This window comes from Streptomyces sp. NBC_00285, assembly GCF_036174265.1.
GTDB lineage: Bacteria > Actinomycetota > Actinomycetes > Streptomycetales > Streptomycetaceae > Streptomyces.
Window position 1 is genome coordinate 2,063,142 of sequence record NZ_CP108055.1, and the last position, 21,374, is coordinate 2,084,515.

General features: G+C 70.3%; 19 protein-coding genes. 5 read left to right on the forward strand and 14 right to left on the reverse strand.

Annotation, left to right across the window (positions count from 1 at the left end; all coding sequences use genetic code 11):
- Positions 1 to 5: 5 nt before the first annotated feature.
- The 11 genes from OHT57_RS09390 to OHT57_RS09440 form a co-directional block, all read right to left on the reverse strand.
- Positions 6 to 1,112, reverse strand: coding sequence for an aminopeptidase P family protein (locus OHT57_RS09390; RefSeq protein WP_328745619.1), 1,107 nt, complete (start codon positions 1,110 to 1,112; stop codon positions 6 to 8).
- Positions 1,113 to 1,220: 108 nt separating this feature from the next.
- A complete protein-coding gene (locus OHT57_RS09395) occupies positions 1,221 to 2,063 on the reverse strand; it encodes a Pro-rich N-terminal domain-containing protein (protein ID WP_328745620.1) in 843 nt (280 codons plus the stop codon).
- 286 nt (positions 2,064 to 2,349) lie between these two features.
- Positions 2,350 to 3,441: a 3-dehydroquinate synthase gene (gene aroB, locus OHT57_RS09400; protein ID WP_328745621.1), complete on the reverse strand. Its 1,092-nt coding sequence runs from the start codon at positions 3,439 to 3,441 to the stop codon at positions 2,350 to 2,352.
- Positions 3,438 to 3,920, reverse strand: a complete 483-nt coding sequence (locus OHT57_RS09405) for a shikimate kinase (protein WP_443053605.1) — start codon at positions 3,918 to 3,920, stop codon at positions 3,438 to 3,440. Before OHT57_RS09405 ends, aroB begins: the two co-directional genes overlap by 4 nt.
- Positions 3,921 to 3,949: 29 nt before the next feature.
- Positions 3,950 to 5,134 carry a chorismate synthase gene (gene aroC, locus OHT57_RS09410; RefSeq protein ID WP_328745623.1) on the reverse strand — a complete coding sequence of 395 codons (1,185 nt, stop codon included), beginning with the start codon at positions 5,132 to 5,134 and terminating at the stop codon, positions 3,950 to 3,952.
- A 417-nt stretch (positions 5,135 to 5,551) separates the two neighbouring features.
- A complete protein-coding gene (locus OHT57_RS09415) occupies positions 5,552 to 6,385 on the reverse strand; it encodes a shikimate dehydrogenase (protein WP_328745624.1) in 834 nt (277 codons plus the stop codon).
- 186 nt (positions 6,386 to 6,571) lie between these two features.
- Positions 6,572 to 8,305, reverse strand: a complete 1,734-nt coding sequence (gene mltG, locus OHT57_RS09420) for an endolytic transglycosylase MltG (protein ID WP_328745625.1) — start codon at positions 8,303 to 8,305, stop codon at positions 6,572 to 6,574.
- Between the two features lie 122 nt (positions 8,306 to 8,427).
- Positions 8,428 to 8,892 (reverse strand): Holliday junction resolvase RuvX, encoded by a 465-nt coding sequence (ruvX, locus tag OHT57_RS09425; RefSeq protein ID WP_328745626.1) that lies wholly within the window; start codon positions 8,890 to 8,892, stop codon positions 8,428 to 8,430.
- A complete protein-coding gene (gene alaS / locus OHT57_RS09430; RefSeq protein ID WP_328745627.1) occupies positions 8,892 to 11,564 on the reverse strand; it encodes an alanine--tRNA ligase in 2,673 nt (890 codons plus the stop codon). The genes ruvX and alaS overlap by 1 nt, the downstream gene beginning before the upstream one ends.
- The gene (locus OHT57_RS09435; protein ID WP_328745628.1) at positions 11,564 to 11,914 is read right to left on the reverse strand and encodes a hypothetical protein; all 351 of its coding nucleotides are present in this window, start codon (positions 11,912 to 11,914) and stop codon (positions 11,564 to 11,566) included. The genes alaS and OHT57_RS09435 overlap by 1 nt, the downstream gene beginning before the upstream one ends.
- A gap of 8 nt (positions 11,915 to 11,922) precedes the next feature.
- Positions 11,923 to 12,363 (reverse strand): DUF948 domain-containing protein, encoded by a 441-nt coding sequence (locus OHT57_RS09440; protein WP_328745629.1) that lies wholly within the window; start codon positions 12,361 to 12,363, stop codon positions 11,923 to 11,925.
- Positions 12,364 to 12,513: 150 nt separating this feature from the next.
- On the opposite strand from OHT57_RS09440, the gene OHT57_RS09445 reads away from it, so the two are divergent.
- Positions 12,514 to 14,685: an ATP-binding protein gene (locus OHT57_RS09445; protein ID WP_328745630.1), complete on the forward strand. Its 2,172-nt coding sequence runs from the start codon at positions 12,514 to 12,516 to the stop codon at positions 14,683 to 14,685.
- Between the two features lie 31 nt (positions 14,686 to 14,716).
- On the opposite strand, the gene rpsD is transcribed toward OHT57_RS09445, so the two are convergent.
- From rpsD to OHT57_RS09460, 3 genes are all read right to left on the reverse strand, one after another.
- Positions 14,717 to 15,331 (reverse strand): 30S ribosomal protein S4, encoded by a 615-nt coding sequence (rpsD, locus tag OHT57_RS09450; protein WP_328745631.1) that lies wholly within the window; start codon positions 15,329 to 15,331, stop codon positions 14,717 to 14,719.
- A gap of 303 nt (positions 15,332 to 15,634) precedes the next feature.
- Positions 15,635 to 16,990, reverse strand: coding sequence for a replication-associated recombination protein A (locus tag OHT57_RS09455; protein ID WP_328745632.1), 1,356 nt, complete (start codon positions 16,988 to 16,990; stop codon positions 15,635 to 15,637).
- Between the two features lie 41 nt (positions 16,991 to 17,031).
- On the reverse strand, positions 17,032 to 17,694 hold the full coding sequence (locus OHT57_RS09460; protein WP_328745633.1) for a vitamin K epoxide reductase family protein: 663 nt from the start codon (positions 17,692 to 17,694) through the stop codon (positions 17,032 to 17,034).
- Between the two features lie 145 nt (positions 17,695 to 17,839).
- On the opposite strand from OHT57_RS09460, the gene OHT57_RS09465 reads away from it, so the two are divergent.
- The 4 genes from OHT57_RS09465 to OHT57_RS09480 are packed head-to-tail and all read left to right on the forward strand — an operon-like array spanning position 17,840 to position 21,367.
- Complete coding sequence (locus OHT57_RS09465) at positions 17,840 to 18,706, forward strand: ABC transporter ATP-binding protein (protein WP_328745634.1); 867 nt, start codon at positions 17,840 to 17,842, stop codon at positions 18,704 to 18,706.
- Positions 18,703 to 19,548: an ABC transporter permease gene (locus tag OHT57_RS09470; protein ID WP_328745635.1), complete on the forward strand. Its 846-nt coding sequence runs from the start codon at positions 18,703 to 18,705 to the stop codon at positions 19,546 to 19,548. Before OHT57_RS09465 ends, OHT57_RS09470 begins: the two co-directional genes overlap by 4 nt.
- Positions 19,545 to 20,744 (forward strand): sensor histidine kinase, encoded by a 1,200-nt coding sequence (locus tag OHT57_RS09475; RefSeq protein ID WP_328745636.1) that lies wholly within the window; start codon positions 19,545 to 19,547, stop codon positions 20,742 to 20,744. The genes OHT57_RS09470 and OHT57_RS09475 overlap by 4 nt, the downstream gene beginning before the upstream one ends.
- Positions 20,741 to 21,367 carry a response regulator transcription factor gene (locus OHT57_RS09480; protein ID WP_328745637.1) on the forward strand — a complete coding sequence of 209 codons (627 nt, stop codon included), beginning with the start codon at positions 20,741 to 20,743 and terminating at the stop codon, positions 21,365 to 21,367. The genes OHT57_RS09475 and OHT57_RS09480 overlap by 4 nt, the downstream gene beginning before the upstream one ends.
- Positions 21,368 to 21,374: the final 7 nt, after the last annotated feature.

The following is a 21,374-nucleotide window of genomic DNA, read 5'->3' on the forward strand; positions in this document are numbered from 1 at the left end:
ACTGCCTAGAGGGCGAGCAGTTCCTTGGTCGTGATGGTGAGTAGCTCGGGTCCGCCGTCCGCCTCGGGGCGAACGACGAGCGTGTCATCGATCCTGACACCGCCCCGGCCCGGGAGGTGGACCCCCGGTTCGACGGTGACCGGCACGCAAGCGTCCAGTTTACCCATGGCCGCGGGGGCCAACTGCGGGTCCTCGTCGATTTCGAGTCCCACACCGTGTCCGGTGAGCGGCGGGAGACCCTCGTGGTGGCCCGCGGCCTCCAGTACCTGACGTGCCGCACGGTCCACGTCGCGGTAGGCGGCGCCCGGCGCCAGTGACTCGCGTCCGGCCCGCTGAGCGGCGAAGACGAGGTCGTACAGCTCGATCTGCCAGTCGGCGGGGGAGGTGCCGATGACGAAGGTGCGGCCGATCTCACAGCGGTAGCCGCGGTAGTTCGCGCCCAGGCAGACGGAGAGGAAGTCGCCCTCCTCGACGCGGCGGTCGGTGGGGCGGTGGGCCCTGCTGCCGGAGTTCGGTCCGGTGGCGACGGAGGTGGCGAAGGCCGGGCCGTCGGCACCGTGGTCGACGAGCCGGCGCTCGAGTTCGAGGGCGAGATGTCTCTCGGTGCGGCCCACGAGGATGGACTCCAGGAGTTCGCCCAGCGCCTGGTCGGCGATCTCGGCGCCGATGCGGAGGCAGGAGATCTCTTCCTCGTCCTTGATGACACGCAGTTGTTCGACCGCACCGGCGAGGTCTGCGAGGCGCAAGTGGGGGACGACCGAGCGGATCGCCCGGTGCCGGGCGACCGTGAGGTGCTCTTCCTCCACGGCAAGGGAGTCCGCGCCCTGACCTGTGGCGAGGTCCGCCGCGGCCACGGCGGGGTCGCCTCCGGCACCGGGAAGGTGGTGGACACGCACGGCGCCGTCGGGATGTCCGACGCCGGGACGGTCGTCCGCAGGGCCGGTGCACACCAGCTGGTCCTCGGTCCTGCCGAGCAGCAGCACACTGCCCTGCGGGGCCGCACCGGTGAGGTACCGGACGTTGGCCGGGCGGGAGATCAGCGCGGCCTGGCTGCCACCGGCTTGGCAGCGATCGCGCAGACGGGCTCTACGGGTGGCGTACACCTCTGACATGACTCGAGCGTAGGAGCTCCACAAGGAAGTCGCTGTTCGAGAAGGTCCGAGTGAGGAGGGTCGCGGGACCTCCGCGGGTCGCGCGGCTGTCCGCGTCCCTTCGGGGCGCTACCACTTCGGCGGGCTCGCGATCGAGCGTGCCAGCACGTCGTCCAGGACCCTCGCGGTCTGCGGTACGTCCATCTGACTGTTGTCGATGATCGGCAGTCCCGAGCCGTACCAGCCCGCCATCCGCCCGTGGATCCGCGCGACCTCTTCGTCGGTCAGGCGGCGGTTGCCCGCGCGTTCGGCGTTGCGTTCCAGGACGATCTCCAGGCCCGGCAGCAGGACCACGGGGAGCAGGCCGGGGCCGACGTGCCGCTTCCAGCCACCGAGGCCGACGACCGGCCGGTCGGGGAAGACGGCGTCGTCGAGGATGCAGGAGATGCCGTTGGCGAGGAAGTTGCGGGCGGCGAAGCCGCAGGTGCGGCGGGCGAGGCGGTACTGGGCCTCGGAGTGGTCGTTCCAGCCGGACTGGGGGTCGGCGAAACCCGAACGGACCCATTCGCGTACGTCGTCGAGGCTGATGTGGGCGGTGGGGACCCTGCGGTGGTCGGCCCAGTACTTGGCGACGCTCGTCTTGCCCGCGCCGGCCGGGCCGATCAGGAGGACGGCGAGTGTGGTGCCCGCGGGGTCGGGCACGGCGGCAGGCGGGGCGCTGGGGGCGCCCACAGGGGCGCCGGGCGGCAGCGGCACATGGCCGGTGGTGTCCGGGACCGGCGCCGGGGAGTGCTGCGGTGCGGGCGGGACCGCAGCGGGGGCGAAACCCGGTGCCGGAGGCGGCGGAGCGGATCCCTGGTGTGCACCCGGGTGATGCGGCCCCGGGTGGTGTGCGGCCGGCGACCAGCCGGCGGCCGGTCCGTGCCCCGGCTGATGGGGCGGCGGCAGCGGAGAACCCACTGCGTGCTGCATCCGGTGCCACTCCGTCTCGTCTTTTCGGCTCGTTCACCGCCGGGACGCTCACGTCGGTGCCGGGAGTCCGACCGCGTTCGGCCCACGGGCCCGCGCGTGTTCGTCCTCTCGTCCCCGACGCGCCCCTCCGGCTCCCTCGCGGCAGGCTGATTGGCGCTGGCCGGGGGGCATGTACCCCCTCGCCACCGAACGGTACCGCCCCCGGCCGTCGTTTGGTGAAACGGCCGGGCGCGGCCCGAAGTGCCCCTGCGGCAAGGCGAATCGGACGGAACGCCCGTCGCGGGACTTACTGGCCGACCTCGCCGTAGGCGGCGAGCAGGACGGCCGGGTCCGGGCCCTCCAGGACGGTGGGTTTGCCCAGCCCGTCGAGGACGATGAACCGCAGGAGGTTGCCGCGGGACTTCTTGTCGACCTTCATGGTCTCCAGCAGCTTGGGCCACTGGTCGTAGCGGTAGTGCAGCGGCAGGCCCACCGACTCCAGGACCGTGCGGTGCCGGTCGGCGGTCGCGTCGTCCAGCCGGCCCGCGAGCCGGCCCAGCTCGGCGGCGAAGTGCATGCCTACGGCCACTGCGGCGCCGTGCCGCCACTGGTACCGCTCGTTCTTCTCGATGGCGTGGGCGAGCGTGTGGCCGTAGTTGAGGATCTCCCTGAGGCCCGCCTCCTTGAGGTCGGAGGAGACGACCTCGGCCTTGACCCGGATGGAGCGCTCGATGAGCTCGGCGGTGTGCGGACCCGCCGGGGTGCGCGCGGCCTGGGGGTCGGACTCGATGAGCTCCAGGATCACCGGGTCGGCGATGAAGCCGGCCTTGATGATCTCGGCGAGCCCGGAGACATAGTCGTTGACGGCCAGGGAGTCCAGCGCGGCCAGGTCGCACAGGACGCCGGCGGGCGGGTGGAAGGCACCCACCAGGTTCTTGCCTTCGGCGGTGTTGATGCCGGTCTTGCCGCCGACGGCCGCGTCGACCATGGCGAGCACGGTGGTCGGGACGGCGATCCAGCGCACGCCCCGCAGCCAGGTGGCCGCCACGAACCCGGCGAGGTCGGTGGTGGCACCGCCGCCGACGCCGACGATGACGTCGGAGCGGGTGAAGCCGGACTGTCCGAGCGCCTTCCAGCAGTAGGCGGCGACCTCGGCGGTCTTGGCCTCCTCCGCGTTCGGGACCTGGATGGCGACGGCCTCGTAGCCCTGTTCGGCGAGGTCGGCACGGAGTGCGTCCCCGGTGCCGGCCAGCGCCTCGGGGTGGATGACGGCGACCCGCTGGACCTTCTCCCCCACCAACGCGCCCAGCTCGCCCAGGAGTTGACGGCCCACCAGGACCTCGTACGGCTCACTGCCCGCGGTTCCGCCGACCTGGATGCGCGTCACTGCCTCGCTCATGCTTCCTTCAACTCCAGTGCGTCCAGCGCGTTCTGTGTGACTTCTTCGGGTGTACGGCCGTCGGTGGCGACCACCGCCGTGGCGATCGACTCGTACAGATGGCGCCGAGCCTCCATCAGTTCGCGCCACTGCTTGCGCGGGTTGACCGCCAGCAGTGGACGGGCGGCGTTCAGCCCGGTGCGCTTGACGGCCTCCTCGACGTCCATCGAGAGGTAGACGACCTGCTGCCCGGCCAGCAGTGCACGCGTGTCCGCGTCCAGGATCGAGCCGCCGCCGAGCGCGAGGACACCCTCGTGCCCGGCCAGCGCCTGCCGCACCGCCTGCTTCTCGATCGCCCGGAAGACGGGCTCGCCCTCGTCGACGAAGATCTCCGCGATGCTGCGGCCCTCGACGGCGACGATGTCGTCGTCGGTGTCCCGGTAGCCCACGCCGAGCCGCTCGGCCAGCAGCTGCCCGACGGTGGACTTGCCCACGCCCATCGGCCCGACCAGCACCACCCTCGGACCGGTCACCGGATCGCCAGGTTCTCGAGGTAGGAGCGCACGTTGCGGCGGGTCTCGGGCACGCTGTCGCCGCCGAACTTCTCCGCCACCGCGTCCGCCAGCACCAGGGCGACCATCGCCTCGGCGACGATCCCGGCCGCCGGCACCGCGGACACGTCCGAGCGCTGGTGGTGGGCCTGGGTCGCCTCACCTGTGCTCACGTCGACGGTCTGCAGGGCGCGCGGCACGGTCGCGATCGGCTTCATCGCCGCCCGCACCCGCAGCAGCTCACCGGTGGACAGCCCGCCCTCGGTACCGCCGGAGCGGCCCGATACCCGGCGGATCCCCTCCGGGGTGTTCACGATCTCGTCGTGCGCCTTCGAGCCCGGCACCCGCGCCAGCTCGAACCCGTCTCCGACCTCGACGCCCTTGATGGCCTGGATGCCCATCAGGGCACCGGCGAGGCGGGCGTCCAGCTTGCGGTCCCAGTGCACGTGCGAACCCAGGCCGACGGGGACGCCGTAGGCCAGGATCTCCACCACACCGCCCAGGGTGTCGCCGTCCTTGTGGGCCTGGTCGATCTCCGCGACCATCGCCTTCGACGCGTCCGCGTCCAGGCAGCGCACCGGGTCGGCGTCCAGCTTCTCCACGTCGGCCGGGGTCGGGTACACACCGGCCGGGGCCTTCGCGGAGGCCAGCTCGACGACGTGGCTGACGACCTCGATGCCGGCCGTCTCCTTGAGGTAGGAGCGGGCCACCGCGCCCAGTGCCACGCGGGCCGCCGTCTCCCGCGCGGAGGCCCGCTCCAGGATCGGCCGGGCCTCGTCGAAGCCGTACTTCTGCATGCCCGCCAGGTCGGCGTGACCGGGACGGGGGCGGGTCAGCGGCGCGTTGCGCGCCAGTCCGGCCAGGATCTCCGGGTCGATGGGGTCGGCCGACATGACCTGCTCCCACTTCGGCCACTCGGTGTTGCCCACCATGATCGCGACCGGGGAGCCGAGGGAGAGACCGTGGCGGACCCCGCCGAGGAACGTGATCTCGTCGCGCTCGAACTTCATCCGGGCACCGCGGCCATAGCCCAGCCGCCGCCTCGCCAGGTGGTCCGCCACCATCTCCGTGGTGATCGGCACGCCGGCGGGAAGGCCCTCCAGCGTCGCGACGAGTGCGGGACCGTGGGACTCCCCCGCGGTCAGCCAGCGCAACCTGCTCAACGGTGCTCCTCAGTGCTCGCGCCCTGGTACTGCCCTGCGCACGCGTGTCCTCGCGTACGGCAACGGCGCGACCAGGTGCGCGGCCCCGGCCCGCCGTCTCCGATCCTCCCACGTCCGACGGCGGGAGCCGGTCACAGGTCCAGCAGACGGACGTGGACGCGGACACCGAGCCCCCGGACCATCCGCGCCGCCTCGCACCTGGCCGCCTTCCGGATACGGAAGTTCGTGCGACAGCGGTAGACGTTGGCGTCGACGTCGACGCCCGTGGGGTTCCTCGTGCGCTGGAGAAGGGCCGCAGCGAGCGGGCCCGGCTCGTGCCCGGTCTGCTGGACGGGGTGCGGCCGGTGCCGTCGACGAGCCGATCTTGCCGGGCCGTCCCCGGAGCACGACCTGCTGCATCCGAGGCCGCCAAGAGCCTCAGCGGGCCGCCAGCGCGTGTTCCCCGGCCTTGCGCATGGCCTCCAACGGCGCGGGCCGCAGAGCGGTCATCTGCTCGACCTGAAGCACCGCCTGGTGCACCAGGAGGTCGAGGCCGCCGACCACGGCCCCGCCGATCATCGACCAGCGGGCGGCGAGTTCGGTCGGCCACGGGTCGTAGAGCACGTCGAAGAGGGCCGCGGGGCGCTCCGGCACGGCGTGGGCCAGCGCGTCCGTCGCTCCGGCGGGAGTGGTGGCGATCACCAGAGGGGCGTGCAGTGCCTCGGCCGCGTCCGCCCAGTCCGCCGTGCGCACCTCGATGTCGAGCCGTTCGCCCCACTGCCGCATCTCGGCGGCGCGGGCCGGGCCGCGCACGTAGGCGACGACCTCGCCGGTGCAGATCCGGGCGAGCGCGGCGAGCGCCGAGGACGCGGTGGCGCCGGCACCGAGGATCGCTGCCGAGTCGACCTGTTCGATGCCTCGCTCACGCAGAGCGGCGACCATTCCCGGGATGTCGGTGTTGTCGCCGAGGCGGCGGCTGTCCTCCGTGAACACGACCGTGTTGACGGCCTCCACCGAGGCGGCGGTCTCACTGATCTCGTCGAGCAGCGGGATGATCGCCCGCTTGAGCGGCATGGTCAGTGACAGTCCGGCCCACTCCGGCCCGAGCGCCTCGACGAACCCGGGCAGTGCGGCCTCGTCGAGCTCGAACCGGTCGTACGACCAGCCCGTGAGTCCCAGTTCCTCGTAGGCGGCCCGATGCAGGACCGGTGAGAGGGAGTGGGCGATGGGCTTGCCGAGGACGGCGGCCCGGCGGGCGGCCCGAGATGTCATGGATGGTGTCCTTGAGCCTCAAAAATTCGAACAGTGATCCGGAAACCACCATTCCGCGCTGGAGAACCTCTGCCTGACAGGCTGTCCGGATCCTAGTGTCCACGAGTTCCGGCCCATTGCCAGGCCCCAGCGCCCATGACTCCTGCGCGACCCCGGGACGCAGACGCGTTCCGGGGCGCGCCGGTGTCAGCTCTTCTTCCGTGAGGCGTTGAACTTCTGCACGAGCTTGTCGTGCTCGGCGAGCGTCTTGGTGAACTTGCTGGTCTTGCCGTCCAGCGAGATGAAGTAGTACCAACCGTCGTGCGTCGGGTTGAGCGCGCCCTTGAGCGCCTCTTCGCCGGGGTTGTCGATGGGGCCGGGCGGCAGACCCTTCACGTAGTACGTGTTGTACGGGTTGTTGTACTGCTTGAGCTCGGCGATCGTCAGGTCGATCTTGCTCTGGTTCTTGACGTAGTTGTACGTGGAGTCGAACTCCAGGGAGCCGTACGTCTGCGGGTTCCCCGGCTTGAGGCGGTTGTAGACGACCTCCGCCATCTTGCGGAAGTCGTCGTGGCTCGTGCCCTCGGCCTGCGCGAGACTCGCCACGGTGAGCAGCTGCCAGGGGCCGTCGAGACCCAGGGCCTCGGCCTTCTTCTCCAGGCCGAGTGCCTTGTACTTGTCGTTGGCCCGGCTGACCATCTCCTTGAGGACGGCCTCCGGCTTGTCCCCCTTGGTGACCGCGTAGGCGGAGGGGTAGAGGAACCCTTCGAGCGGATCCTTCAGTTTGGAGTGGCCGAGCGCCCAGTCGGGCAGGCCGACATCCTTGTACTTCTGCTTCGCGACCTTGGCCGTGGTGCCCTTGGACAGGTCGAGACGCGTGTCGATCAGCTCGTAGACCCGCGAGTTCCGCTCGCCCTCGCTGATGATCAGGTTGTTCTGGCTCTTGGGGTCGAGCATCAGGACCACGGCACTCTTGGCGGACATCTCCTTGTTCAGCAGATAGGAGCCGGCCTGGATCCGGCCCGACTCCTTGTTCTGCGTGAACGCGGTCACGAAGGCGTCGACGCTCTTGACCACGCCCGCTTCCTTGAGCCGCCTGCCCATGTCCGCCCCGTTGGCGCCCGTCGGGATCGTGATGGCCACCTTCGTGCTGGTGCCGTCCCCCGTGAAGTCCGGCGCCGAGACCAGGCGATCTTGGTAGAACTGGTAGCCGAAGTACCCGACGCCGCCGATGCCGCCGCCGAACACCAGCAGGACCACCAGGCAGGCGCAGCCGCTCTTGCGTTTCTTGCTGCCCTTGCCGCTGCGGCCGCGCCGGTCGCCACGGCCGCCTTTCGGGTCGTCGGTGTCGTCCTCGTCGTCGTCCCCGCCACCCGCGAAGAAGGCGTGCTCGCCCTCGTCCGGGCCGGGATCCCAGTCCGTCGGCTGCGGCTCCGGCTCGGCACGCCGACGACTCGGCGGCTCCGGCGGCGGGTACGCGTCCGGGCTGCCGTAGTGGTCGCCCTGCTCCGCACCGTACGCGGCGGCCTGCTGGCCGTAGGGATCCGACGGATCGGTGGGGTACGGCACCTGCCCCTGAGCGCCGTTCGCCCAGCCGTTGTTGTCGTACGGCTGCTGCGGCTGGCCCTGATAGGCCTGCTGGTCGTACTGCTGTTGCTGCTGGAACTGCTGCTGGTGGTACTGCTGCTGCTGGTCGTACTGGCCCTCGTGCTGCGGGTACTGCTGCTGCGCCTGACCATAAGCGGCCTGCTGGCCGTCACCCCAGCCACCGCTGTTGTCGTACTGCGGCTGCTGCGGCTGCTCCGGATAGTGCTGCGGCTGGCCGCCGTAGGGGGACTGCTGGCCATCGGGGGCCTGCTGTCCTCCCCATCCGTCGTCCCCGTACAACGGGTCCTCCGGATGCCACGGTTCGGAGCCTTGGCCCCGGCCATACTCAGTCATCGATCCCCTAGAGCCGCGAGGTGGTGGTCGCCTTCTCCGACGACCCGGCTACCGGTCCGCCTCTTTCTGTGCGGCGACTGTTCGAATGCCACCGCATCGCGCGGAACGTTACCGTATCGCGATCAGATGACCACTTCGACGCCCTCGCCGGGTGCTTTACCTGACACCCGTTCGGATTCCAGCGCCTGCTGGAGGATGATGACGGCGGCTGCCTGGTCAATGACCGATCTGCCCTTTTTGGATTTCACTCCGGATGCGCGCAGCCCCTGGCTGGCCGTGACCGTCGTCATCCGTTCGTCGACCAGCCTGACCTCGATGGGCGCGATGCCCCGCGCGAGTTCCTGGGCGAAGCCACGGACCTTGACCGCGGCCGGGCCCTCGCCCCCCTTGAGGGAGCGGGGGAGACCGACGACGATTTCGATCGGTTCGTACTCCTCGATCAGTTGCCTGAGCCGACGGTGAGCTGCCGGGACGTCCCGGCCGGGGACCGTCTCCACCGGAGTGGCGAGGATCCCGTCGGGGTCGCACGAGGCGACCCCGATGCGGGCGTCCCCGACGTCGATCGCGAGTCGACGGCCTCTGCGCATTACTTGGCCGTCTCCCCGACCAGGCGTTCCACGGCGTCCACGGCCTCACCGATCGCGGCCGGGTTCTGGCCGCCGCCCTGGGCGACGTCCGGCTTGCCGCCACCGCCGCCGCCGAGCGTCTTGGCCGCCGTGCGGACCAGTTCACCGGCCTTGAGACCGCGCTCGCGGGCGGCCTCGTTGGTGGCGATGACCGTCAGCGGCTTGCCGTTGTTGACGGTGAAGAGGGCGACGACGACGGCCCGGCCGCCCTGGATGCGGCCGCGCACGTCGAGGACCAGCTTGCGCAGGTCGTCCGGCGTGGTGCCGTCCGGGACCTGACCGGTGACGAGGGCGGTCCCGTGGACGTCCTTGGCGGACTCGGCGAGACCGGCCGCGGCCTGCAGGACCTTCTCGGCACGGAACTTCTCGATCTCCTTCTCGGCGTCCTTCAGCTTGCCGAGCATGGCGGAGACCTTCTCCGGAAGCTCCTCCGGGCGGCCCTTGATCAGCTCCTGGAGCTGGGCGACGACCGTGTGCTCACGGGCGAGGAAGTTGTAGGCGTCGACGCCGACCAACGCCTCGATACGGCGGACACCGGAGCCGATCGACGACTCGCCGAGCAGCTTCACCAGTCCCAGCTGGGCGGTGTTGTGCACATGGGTGCCGCCGCACAGCTCCTTGGAGAAGTCGCCGATGGTGACGACCCGGACGCGCTCGCCGTACTTCTCGCCGAACTCGGCGATGGCGCCCTGCTTCTTGGCCTCGTCCAGGCTCAGGATCTCGGCGTGCACGTCGAGATCACGGGCGAGCACCTCGTTGATCTTCTGCTCGACGTCGGTCATCACGGCCGTCGGAACCGCGGACGGGGAGCCGAAGTCGAAGCGGAAACGGCCGGGCTGGTTCTCGGAACCGGCCTGGGCGGCCGTCGGGCCGAGCGCTTCCCGAAGGGCCTGGTGGGTGAGGTGGGTGGCCGAGTGGGCACGGGCGATGGCCGTACGACGGCGGCCGTCGATCGAGGCGAGGGCCTTGGCTCCGACGGTCACCTCGCCGAACTGGACGACACCCTTGTGGACGTAGACGCCCGGTACCGGCTTCTGGCAGTCGCGGATCTCGATGACGGCACCGGAGTCGACCTTGATGCGGCCGGTGTCGCCGATCTGGCCGCCGCCCTCGGCGTAGAAGGGGGTGCGGTCGAGGACGATCTCGACCTCGTCGCCCTCGGTGGCCGCCGGGGAGGAGGCGCCGTCGACGAGGATGCCGACGATCGTGGACTCGCTCTCGGTGTCCGAGTAGCCGAGGAACTCGGTCTCGCCGGCCTGGTCGGCGATCGCACGGTAGGCGCCCGCGCCGACATGGCCGGTCTTCTTGCCCTGGGCGTCGGCCTTGGCGCGTTCCCGCTGTTCCTTCATCAGGCGGCGGAAGCCGTCCTCGTCCACGGAGAGGCCCTGCTCGGCGGCCATCTCCAGGGTGAGGTCGATCGGGAAGCCCCAGGTGTCGTGGAGCAGGAACGCCTTGTCGCCGGCGAGGACCTTGCCACCCGCCTGCTTGGTCTCGGTGACCGCGGTGTCGAGGATGTTGGTGCCGGCCTTCAGCGTCTTGAGGAAGGCGTTCTCCTCGGCGACGGCGACCTTCTCGATGCGCTCGCGGTCGGTGACGAGCTCCGGGTACTGCTGCCCCATCATGGCGATCACGGTGTCGACCAGGTCGAGCACGACCGGGCCGGTGGCACCGAGCAGGCGCATGTTGCGGATGGCGCGGCGCATGATGCGGCGCAGGACATAACCGCGGCCCTCGTTGCCGGGGGTGACGCCGTCGCCGACGAGCATGACGGACGTACGCATGTGGTCGGTGACCACGCGCAGGGACACGTCCGACTCGTGGGTGTCGCCGTACGCGACGCCCGTCAGCTCGGTGGCCTTCCTGATGACGGCCATGGAGGTGTCGATCTCGTACATGTTCTGCACGCCCTGCAGAATCATCGCCAGACGCTCCAGGCCGAGGCCCGTGTCGATGTTCTTGCTGGGAAGCTCGCCGAGGATCTCGAAGTTGTCCTTGCCGATGCCCTCGCCGCGCTCGTACTGCATGAAGACGAGGTTCCAGATCTCCACGTACCGCTCGTCGTTGACGGCGGGGCCGCCCTCGACGCCGAAGTCGGGGCCGCGGTCGTAGTTGATCTCGGAACAGGGGCCACAGGGTCCGGGGACGCCCATGGACCAGTAGTTGTCCTTCATGCCGAGGCGCTGGATGCGCTCCTTGGGCACGCCGATGGTCTCGTGCCAGATGCGCTCGGCCTCGTCGTCGTCCTTGTAGACGGTGATCCAGAGCTTCTCCGGCTCCAGGCCGTAACCACCCTTGTCCTGGGGGCTGGTGAGCAGCTCCCAGGCGTACTTGATGGCGCCTTCCTTGAAGTAGTCGCCGAAGGAGAAGTTGCCGCACATCTGGAAGAACGTGCCGTGCCGCGTGGTCTTGCCGACCTCTTCGATGTCGGGCGTACGCACACACTTCTGCACGCTGGTCGCGCGCGACCACGGCGGCTTGACCTCACCGAGGAAGTACGGCTTGAAGGGGACCATGCCGGCGGGGACCAGGAGCAGAGTCGGGTCGTCCGCGATGAGCGACGCCGAAGGGACGACGGTGTGCCCGCGCTCCTCGTAGAAGCTCAGCCAGCGGCGGCGAATCTCGGCCGACTCCATCAGTGGTCCTCATTCCGGTTGTGCGAGTACGTCGTCCTGTCGTTGTCGACGGACTTCGGGTCGGTGCGGTTCTCGATGGCGGCGTAGCGCCGGGGAGCGGGGAGTTCGGGGTCGCTGTTGATGCCCAGGGCCTCCCCCAGCTCCTCCTCCCGCTGGGCCATGTTGTCCCGGACGTCGAGCGCGAAGCCCACCGCTCGGTCCTTGATGCGGTGACCGGTCTCGATGGCCTTGTTCGCCGCGGTCGCGGCGAGGCTCTCGGGGGTCAGCTGCCTCATCTTGCGATTGACCTTGGTGGTGGCCCAGACACCGGCGGCGACGCCGGTGCCGAACCAGAAGGTACGGCGGAACATCCTGGCTCTCAGTCCCTCTTTCCGCGGAGGTTTCGCTTCTCCCGCCGGGAGACCGTGCGGCCCACGATCACGGTACGCCGGGGCTCCCTGGCAGGCATGTCGTCCTTGCGGCCGCTGATCGCCCGGCGCACGCCGTAGCCGAAGGCGGCGACCTTGACGAGGGGGCCGCCGAAGGTGGAGGCGACGGTGGTGGACAGCGCGGAGGCGTTCGACGTGACCTCCTGGACGTCCGAGGCGATGGCGTCGACCCGCTCGATCTGGGTCTGCGCGGAGCGCACGGCGGTGGAGGCGTCGGCCAGCAGCGGGACGGCCTGGTCGGTCACGTCCGCCACGAGTTTGGTGGTCGCCTTGAGCGTCTGGGCCAGCCTCGCCAGGGCGACGGCGAGGAAGGAGACCAGGATCGCCCAGAAGACGGCCACCAGGATCCCGGCAACCTCTCCACCGGACACCTGACACCTGCTCTCATAAACACCTGTAGATAACGGTGCCGAGCCTATCGCGCCGGGGATGGCGCTCCGCACCGGATTACTCCCGGCACGTCCCCGGGGCGCCCACGGCGATTGTACGGAGCGAACACGCTTCAGTACGCTCCGTGTTCCATGCGTAGTCATCAGCCCGACCGCCCCGAGGTGCACGGCAATCTCCCCCTGGAACTCGACGGGTTCGTGGGCCGCCGTGCCGAACTCTCCGGGCTGGCGCGGGCGCTGGACACCTCGCGGCTGGTGACGGTGACGGGACCGGGCGGAATCGGCAAGTCCCGGCTCGCGGCCCGGGTGGCCGGCGGCCGGTGCGCACCGCCCGACGGGGTGTGGCGGGTCGAGCTGTCGGCGGTGCGCGACCCGGAGTTCGTCGACTACGCGGTCGTGGAGGCGCTGGGCCTGACGGACCATACCGCGCGACTGCCGCGCGAGACGCTCCTCGCGCATCTCACCGGACGCCGGCTCCTGCTGGTCCTGGACGGTTTCGAGCACCTGGTGGACGCGTGCGCGGAACTCGTCGTCGAACTGCTCGGACAGGTCCCGGGGCTGGCCGTCCTCGCCGTCGGACGCAGACCTCTGTCCGTGGCCGGGGAGCAGGTGTTCGCGCTGGGGCCGCTGGGCGAGGAAGAGGCCGTGGAGCTGTTCGGGCAACGTGCCGAACGGCAGGGAGTGACAGCCGATCACGATCCGCGCGTACGGGAACTGTGCCGGCGGCTGGACGGCATCCCGCTGGCGGTCGAGCTGGCCGCGGGACGGCTGGGGGCGCTGTCCCCCGCCCAGCTGCTGGAACGGCTCGACGACCGGTTCCGGGTGCTGACGGGCGGCGGCCGGGACGCCCTCCCCCGGCATCGGACGCTGCGCACGGCGATCGGCTGGAGCCACGAACTGTGCACGCCGCAGGAGCGGTTGCTGTGGTCGCGGCTGTCGGTGTTCGCGGGGCAGTTCGACCTGGAGGCGGCCGAGTACGTGTGCAGCGGCGGCGGGCTGCACTCCGACGACGTTCTCGATGTCCTGTCCGCGCTGCTCGCCCAGTCCGTGGTGGCTCGCGCGGCGACCGCGACCGGCGTGCGCTACCGGATGCTCGACACGGTCCGGGCGTACGGCGCGGAGTGGCTGGAGGCGACGGGCGACGCGGGCCGGCTGCGCAGGCGGCACCGCGACTGGTACGTGGGCCTTGCGACCTGGTGCGAACTGGAATGGTTCTCGCCCCGGCAAGACGAGGTGGCCGCCCGGATCGAGGCCGAACTGCCGAATCTGCGCTGCGCCCTGGAGCACTGCCTGACCGAACCGGACGGCGCGGAACTGGGCCAGCACCTCGCGGGCTCCCTCTGGTTCTGCTGGGTCGGCTGTGGCCGGTTGTCGGAGGGGCGGCACTGGCTGGAGCGCAGCGTCGAGCTGGAGCCCGGCACCGAGCACGCCCGGCTGAAGGCGTTGTGGGTCCTCGGCTATGTGGCGGTCCTCCAGGGCGACACGGTCCCCGCGCTGGCGGCGCTGCAGGAGTGCCGCCAGGAGGCGGAGCGGTCCGCGAACCCGACGGCGGTGGCGTACGCGGAGCACCGCACCGGCTGTCTGGCACTCGTCTCGGACGACATGCCGCGCGCCGAGACACTGCTGCGCTCGTCACAGGCGCGCTATCAGGAGATCGGCGAACTCAACAGCAATGTGCTGATGGGGCAGGTCGAACTGGCGATGGCGCGGGCGTTCCTGGGCGATCTGCCGGACGCGGTGCGGCTGTGCGAGGACGTGCGCCAGGTGTGCGAGGACCACGGCGAGCGATGGGCTCGTTCGTACGCGCTGTACGTCCTGGCGTACGCCGCCTGGAGCGAGGGCGACCCGGCACGCGCACGCGCGCTGCTCACCGACTGTCTGGCCTGCGCGCACGCCTTCCACGACCTGCTCGGCTCGGTCCTGTCCCTCGAACTGCTGGCCCTGGTCACGGTGACACAGGGCGATGCGGCCGAGGCCGCTCTGTTGCAGGGCGCGGCGGCCTCGCTGTGGCCGTCGGTGGGCCTGTCGCTGTTCGGCTCGGCCCACTACAACGCCCCGCACGAGCTGTGCGAGGCGACGGCCCGGGAGCGGCTGGGCGACGAGCGGTACGAGGAGTGCGTACGGCAGGGGGCTCGGCTCGACCGGGAGGCGGCGGTGGCCCGGGCCCTGGGGCGTGGCGGGCGGGAGCCGGGTCTGGACGCGCTGCGGGCGCCGCGCGGTCCGGTACGGCATCCGACAGCGGCTGCGAGGACGCAGCAGCCCGCCGCCTCGCCCACCTGGAAGGGCGGGGAGACGGCGGGCTGAGGTGGTGCGTGGTGCTACGGCCTGCTGGTGATCAGCGGGCGTAGTACTCGACGACGAGCTGCTCGTCGCAGATCACCGGGATTTCCTTGCGGTTCGGCTCGCGGTCCAGGCGGAAGGCCAGGGCGCCGAGGTTCACCTGCAGGTAGCGCGGGGTCTCACCGTCGGGGGCGAAGCCACCGGCGCGCGCGACCTCGAACAGCGTCTTGCTGCGGCTGCGCTCGCGGACCATCACGACGTCGTCGGGACGGACACGGAACGACGGCTTGTCGACCTTGCCGCCGTTGACCTCGATGTGGCCGTGAACGACCATCTGGCGGGCCTGGTAGATCGTGCGGGCGATGCCCGAACGCAGAACCAGGGCGTCGAGACGACGCTCCAGCTCGATGACCAGGGCCTCACCGGTCTTGCCCTGCGTCTTGGCGGCACGCTCGTAGGCGCGGACGAGCTGGCGCTCGGACACGTCGTACTGCGCGCGCAGACGCTGCTTCTCCAGCAGACGGACCTTGTAGTCCGAGTTCTGCTTGCGGCCACGACCGTGCTCACCCGGCGGGTAGGGGCGGGCCTCGAAGTACTTGACGGCCTTCGGGGTCAGCGCAATGCCGAGGGCACGCGACTTCTTGACCTTGGGGCGGGGCTGGTTCGCCACAATCTCTCATTTCTGGGTGTTCGGCTCGTCAGAGTTATGGGAGGTCGCATCCGCAGCCGGGGAAACCCGCCGGGTCCGCGAGGGACCTGGTGGGCAGCCGCTCCCCTGGTCTGGGCACATACGTGCAGCACGCGAGTGACCCACCGACCGGTTCCGCCATACTTTCGTACGACGGGTGGTGATGGGTTGCCCGCGACACCATTCGAACGGTGCGCGACACTCCTGGAACCCGCTGGGGGTTCCGGCCGGTTGTCCCGCTCTGACTGCGCGGGACTCGGCACTTCGAGGGATTCTACAGGGTGCTCAGGACCGCTTGCGACCGAGGTGCTTGCGGGTCCACTCCACCGCGTCCGCGTACCGGGCCTCGGTCCCGTGCCGGGTGGGTGTGTAGTACTCCCGGTCCTTGAGCTCCTCCGGGGCGTACTGCTGGGCGGCGATCCCTTCGGGCAGGTCGTGCGGGTACACGTACCCCTGCGCGTGCCCGAGCTTGGCCGCGCCCTTGTAGTGCCCGTCCCGCAGGTGCATCGGCACGGGTCCCGCGTGGCCCTTGCGTACGTCCTCCATGGCGGCGCCGATCGCGGTGGTCGCGGCGTTGGACTTCGGGGCCAGGGCCAGGGCGATGGTCGCGTGGCTCAACGTCAGGGCGGCCTCGGGGAAGCCGATCATGGCGACGGCCTGGGCGGCGGCGACGGCTATGGGAAGGGCGCCCGGGTCGGCGAGGCCGATGTCCTCGCTGGCGGAGATCATCAGGCGGCGGGCGATGAAGCGGGGGTCCTCGCCGGCGTCGATCATGCGGGCCAGGTAGTGGAGCGCCGCGTCGACGTCCGAGCCCCTGATGGACTTGATGAGGGCGCTGGCCACGTCGTAGTGCTGGTCACCGTCCCGGTCGTAGGCCACGGCCGCCCGGTCGACCGTCTCCTCCAGTGTGGTGAGGGAGATCTCCGGCTCGCCCTTGTCGAGCGCGGCGCCCGCGGCGGCCTCCAGCGCGGTCAGGGCGCGGCGGGCGTCGCCGCCGGCGATCCGCAGGAGGTGGTTCTCGGCGTCCTCGGGGAGGGTGACGGTGCTCTTCAGGCCGCGCTCGTCGCTCACGGCCCGCTTGACGAGCGCTCGGAGGTCGTCGTCGGTGAGGGGTTCGAGGGTCAGCAGGAGGGACCGGGACAGCAGCGGGGAGATCACCGAGAAGTACGGGTTCTCGGTGGTCGCCGCGATCAGGGTCACCCAGCGGTTCTCGACCGCGGGGAGCAGGGAGTCCTGCTGGGCCTTGCTGAAGCGGTGGATCTCGTCGAGGAAGAGGACGGTCTCCTTGCCGAAGCCTCCGATGGCGCGGCGGGCGCCGTCGATGACCGCGCGGACCTCCTTGACCCCGGCGGTGATCGCGGAGAGCTCCACGAAACGCTTGTTGGTCGCCTTCGACACGACGTACGCCAGTGTCGTCTTGCCGGTGCCCGGGGGTCCCCAGAGGATCACTGAGGAAGGTCCGGCGGGGCCGCCGCTGCCCTCACCGACCAGCCGGCGCAGTGGCGAACCCGCCTTGAGCAGGTGCTGCTGGCCCACCACCTCGTCGAGGGTGCGCGGGCGCATCCGGACCGCCAGGGGGCTGCCTGCCGGGTCCTTCTCCTGGCGCTCTTCCGCCGCGGCGGTGAACAGATCGGGCTCCACGTCCAAAACCCTATGTCACGCCACTGACAACGTCCGAAGGCTCAGGCCCAGAGGCTGGAGCCCCAGCGGGTCAGGATCATCATCGCGATGATGCCGCAGTGCGTGACCGGCAGGACCCAGGTGAACTCCGCGAGGAAGCGCTTGAGCCAGCCCGGGGACGGCAGGAAGTCGTTGCGCACGTTGAACGAGGTGACGTACCAGAACATGGTGATCGTGGCGACCCAGGCCAGCGAGCACCACAGGCACAGCGCGTTGATCCGGTACAGGGACTGGAACTGGAGCCAGGTCACGAACAGCACGCCGAAGAGCGTGCCGAAGTTGAAGGTGAGCCAGTACCAGCCCGGGAAGCGGGCGCGAGTGAGCAGGCTCACACCGACGCAGATCACGATGCCGTAGCAGACGAGGCCGAGCATCGGATTGGGGAACCCGAAGGCGGCGGCCTGCTTGCTCTCCATGACGCTGCCGCAGGAGACGATCGGGTTGAGGGAGCAGCTCGGGGTGAACGTCTTGCCGCTCACCTTGCCCTCGAGGATCTTGAACTTGTCGATCGTGATGACCCACGCGGCGAGCAGTCCGGCCGCGCCGGTGATCACCAGCATCAGGGCGAAGGCACGGCTGCCGCCCTCCGTCCGGGGCGCCCTGTCGGCGTCCGCCGACGCGCGATCGGGCTCCGTGGAGACGTCTTTCACTGTGGTCTTGCTCATCACGCCGATCCGTCTGCTTGAGAGTTGGACCTTCTTCGGGCAGGGGCCATTGTGCCGTACACAGAGGCTTGTCCACCGTTCGGTGGACATAAGGAAGTACGCACGGTCGTCCCTGAGCGTTCGGTTCCGGCCGACCCTCGCAGACATGACAACACACGCGAACGAACTCGCTGTGGACGTTCGGGGGCTGCGCAAGCAGTACGGCGAAGTGACCGCGGTCGACGGAATCGACCTCGGTATCCGCACGGGCGAGGTGTTCGGCCTGCTGGGACCCAATGGCGCGGGCAAGAGCACCACGGTGGAGATCCTCCAGGGCAACCGCGACCGGGACGCGGGGGAGGTCTCGGTCCTCGGCTCGGACCCGGCGCACGGCACACGCGCGTGGCGCTCACGTGTCGGAATCGTCTGGCAGGACGAATCGGCGCCCGCGGAGTTGACGGTCGGCGAGACCGTCCGGCATTTCGCCCGCTACTACCCGAGGCCGCGGGACCCGGAGGAGGTCATCGGTCTGGTGGGTCTGGAGGCCAAGGCGGGCAGCCGGATCAAGGCGCTCTCGGGCGGCCAGCGGCGGCGCCTGGACGTGGCACTCGGTGTGATCGGCGACCCCGACCTGCTGCTCCTGGACGAGCCGACGACCGGCTTCGACCCGGCGGCCCGGCGCCAGTTCTGGGACCTGATCCGCAAACTGTCCGACGAGGGCACCACCATCCTGCTCACCACGCACTACCTGGAGGAGGCCGAGGCGCTCGCCGACCGGCTGGCCGTGATCTCCCGTGGCAGGGTCGTCGCCGAGGACGAACCGGCCCGGCTGCGGGAGCGCTACGGCACCGGCACCACCGTCGAGTGGACCGACCCTGACGGCACCCCGCGCGCGGAGCACACCGACACCCCGACCAGGACGGTCGCCGAGCTGATGCGCCGCTTCGACGGCGAGATCCCGGGGCTCCAGGTGAGCCGCCCCACGCTGGAGGACGTCTACCTCCGGCTGACCGGACAGGAGGACGCGCGATGACCACGACCGCCGTACGGTCCAGGACCGATGCCCGCGCGTTGCGGCTGCCCGGCACCTGGGGGCTCGGCCTTCGGCGGGGCACCCTGGAGATCAAGCAGTTCTTCCGCCAGCGCGACCAGATGGTGTTCACCTTCGCCTTCCCGGTGGTCTTCCTGTTCCTGTTCGCGTCGATCTTCAGCGACGACGTGAAAGGGGCGGGCATCAGCGTCCAGCAGCTCTACGTCCCGGCGATGATGGCCGCCGGCATCATGTCGACGAGCTTTCAGTCGCTCGGCATCTCGATCACCATCGAGCGGGACGAGAAGGTGCTGCGCCGGCTGCGGGGCACGCCGATGCCCCCGACGGCGTACTTCCTCGGCAAGGTCTGGCTGGTTCTGGTCACCGGTCTCATGGAGACGGCGATCCTGCTGCTCGTCGGCGTGGCGTTCTACGACATCGATCTGCCCTCGGACGCCGGGAAATGGTTCGCGTTCGCCTGGATCTTCGTGCTCGGGCTGACGGCGTGCGCACTGCTCGGCATCGCGATCAGTTCGGTGCCCAAGTCCGCAAAGAGCGCAAGTTCCGTGGTCGTCCTGCCTTTCCTCGTCCTCCAGTTCATCTCCGGGGTGTACATCTCGATCGAGACGATTCCCGACTGGATGCTGAACATCGGCGCGTGGTTCCCGCTGAAGTGGATGTGCCAGGGGCTGCGCGGGGTGTTCCTGCCGGACTCGGCACAGGTCCTGGAGCAGGCCGGCGACTGGGAGTTCGGGCGCATCGCCCTGGTGCTGGGGGCGTGGTGCGTCGGAGGATTGCTGCTGTGCCTGCTGACCTTCCGGTGGAAGAACCGGCGCGACGGATGAACGACCGGACGGGAGCGGACAGCGCCTACAGCTGGGACCGCTCCTTCCGGTTGTGGGACACCTACTTCGCCCTCATCTGGCTGGCCACCCTGGCGTTCGTGCTCGGCACGGGACACCCGGGGTGGCCCGTCCGCGTCACTGCGGCGGCACTGCTGGTGCCGTTGATCCCGCTGTTCGTGTGGACGGGCCGCCCGTTGCTGAAGGGCGACCCGCCGCCCGAGCGTCAGGCCCTCGGCTACCTCGTCGCGATGACCGCCCTGTTCCTGTCGTCGGCGATCCTGGTGGGCGAGACACGGCTGATGACCTTCGCGCTCGTCCCCCAGTGCTTCATGACGCTGCGGATGCGGTGGGCGATCACCATGGTGGCCCTGATCAACCTGGCGCCGGTGGTGGGCTGGTCGCTGCTGTGGTGGCCGAGCGACCAGGACGTCTTCTCCAACGGCCTGTTCGCCCTGGTCACCCTCATCTTCTCGGTGGCCGTGGGCAGTTGGGTGATCCGCATCATCGAGCAGAGCCAGGAACGCGCGGCGTTGATCGCGGAGCTCGACGTGAGCCGGCACCAGGTCTCCCGGCTGTCGGCGGCGCACGGGGCGCTGGCCGAACGCGAGCGCATGGCCCGGGAGATCCACGACACCCTCGCGCAGGGCTTCACCAGCCTGTTGATGCTGGTCCAGGCCGTCGAGGCCGAGCTCGACCACGACCTCCCGCAGGCCCGCCGCCATCTGACCCTGATGGACGAGACGGCCCGGCTGAACCTCGCCGAGGCGCGGGCCTTGGTAGCCGACGGCACCCCAGCCGACCTGGACGGCGCGACGCTGCCGGACGCCCTGTTCCGGCTGGCGGCCCGGCACTCGGCGAGGCTCGACGTGACCGGCCCGGCCCGGCCGCTGCCCGCAGGGCCCGAGGTGGTCGCCCTGCGCTCCTGCCAGGAGGCGCTCACGAACTGCCGTAAGCACGCGGGGAGTCCGGTGGCGGTCGCCATCGGCCTCGACTACACCGACGACGTCCTCACCCTGTCCGTACGGGACGACGGCCACGGCTTCGACCCGGGGGCCGCCCACGACGGCTACGGCCTGGCAGGGCTCCGTGCCCGCGCCACCGAGGTCGGCGGGACGGTCCGGGTGCGCAGCACACCTGGCGGCGGCACCACGGTCACCGTCGAACTGCCCGTACCTCCCCCGAGGAGCTGTTCATGATCCGGATCATCCTGGCCGACGACCACCCCGTCGTACGGGAGGGCCTGCGGGCGATGCTGACCGCGGAACCGGACCTGGAGGTGATCGCCGACGCGTCCAGCGGGCCGCAGGCGGAGGCACTGGCGGCGGCGCTCCGGCCCGACATCGTGCTGATGGACCTGCGGATGCCGGGTGGCTCGGGCGTCGAGTCGATCGTACGGATGACCGAGGCGGGGCTGCCCTGCCGGGTGATCGTCCTGACCACGTACGAGACGGACCGGGACATCCTGCGGGCCGTGGAGGCGGGGGCGGCGGGCTACCTGCTGAAGGACCTGCCCCGGGGCGAACTCGCGGAGTCCGTACGGGCCGCCGCGCGCGGCGAGACGGTACTGGCGCCGACGGTCGCCGCCCGTCTGGTCGACCAGCTGCGCACCCGGCCGGAACGCCCGAGGCTCTCGGAACGCGAGACGGCGGTCCTGCGGCTGGTGGCGGAGGGCTGTACGAACGCGGAGATCGGCCGGCAGCTCTACATCGGCGAGTCGACGGTGAAGACCCATCTCCTGCGGGCCTTCGCAAAGTTGGGCGTCGCCGACCGGACGGCCGCGGTGACGAGTGCGATGCGCCACGGCCTCCTCGACCAGTGAGGCCCCG

Excerpts from the sequence above, each read along its gene's own strand:
- OHT57_RS09390 (WP_328745619.1), bottom strand. The coding sequence starts at position 1,112 with ATGTCAGAGGTGTACGCCACCCGTAGAGCCCGTCTGCGCGATCGCTGC.
- OHT57_RS09395 (WP_328745620.1), bottom strand. The coding sequence starts at position 2,063 with ATGCAGCACGCAGTGGGTTCTCCGCTGCCGCCGCCCCATCAGCCGGGG.
- aroB (WP_328745621.1), bottom strand. The coding sequence starts at position 3,441 with ATGAGCGAGGCAGTGACGCGCATCCAGGTCGGCGGAACCGCGGGCAGT.
- OHT57_RS09405 (WP_443053605.1), bottom strand. The coding sequence starts at position 3,920 with ATGGGCGTGGGCAAGTCCACCGTCGGGCAGCTGCTGGCCGAGCGGCTC.
- OHT57_RS09415 (WP_328745624.1), bottom strand. The coding sequence starts at position 6,385 with ATGACATCTCGGGCCGCCCGCCGGGCCGCCGTCCTCGGCAAGCCCATC.
- mltG (WP_328745625.1), bottom strand. The coding sequence starts at position 8,305 with ATGACTGAGTATGGCCGGGGCCAAGGCTCCGAACCGTGGCATCCGGAG.
- ruvX (WP_328745626.1), bottom strand. The coding sequence starts at position 8,892 with ATGCGCAGAGGCCGTCGACTCGCGATCGACGTCGGGGACGCCCGCATC.
- alaS (WP_328745627.1), bottom strand. The coding sequence starts at position 11,564 with ATGGAGTCGGCCGAGATTCGCCGCCGCTGGCTGAGCTTCTACGAGGAG.
- OHT57_RS09435 (WP_328745628.1), bottom strand. The coding sequence starts at position 11,914 with ATGTTCCGCCGTACCTTCTGGTTCGGCACCGGCGTCGCCGCCGGTGTC.
- OHT57_RS09445 (WP_328745630.1), top strand. The coding sequence starts at position 12,514 with ATGCGTAGTCATCAGCCCGACCGCCCCGAGGTGCACGGCAATCTCCCC.
- OHT57_RS09460 (WP_328745633.1), bottom strand. The coding sequence starts at position 17,694 with ATGAGCAAGACCACAGTGAAAGACGTCTCCACGGAGCCCGATCGCGCG.
- OHT57_RS09465 (WP_328745634.1), top strand. The coding sequence starts at position 17,840 with ATGACAACACACGCGAACGAACTCGCTGTGGACGTTCGGGGGCTGCGC.
- OHT57_RS09470 (WP_328745635.1), top strand. The coding sequence starts at position 18,703 with ATGACCACGACCGCCGTACGGTCCAGGACCGATGCCCGCGCGTTGCGG.
- OHT57_RS09475 (WP_328745636.1), top strand. The coding sequence starts at position 19,545 with ATGAACGACCGGACGGGAGCGGACAGCGCCTACAGCTGGGACCGCTCC.
- OHT57_RS09480 (WP_328745637.1), top strand. The coding sequence starts at position 20,741 with ATGATCCGGATCATCCTGGCCGACGACCACCCCGTCGTACGGGAGGGC.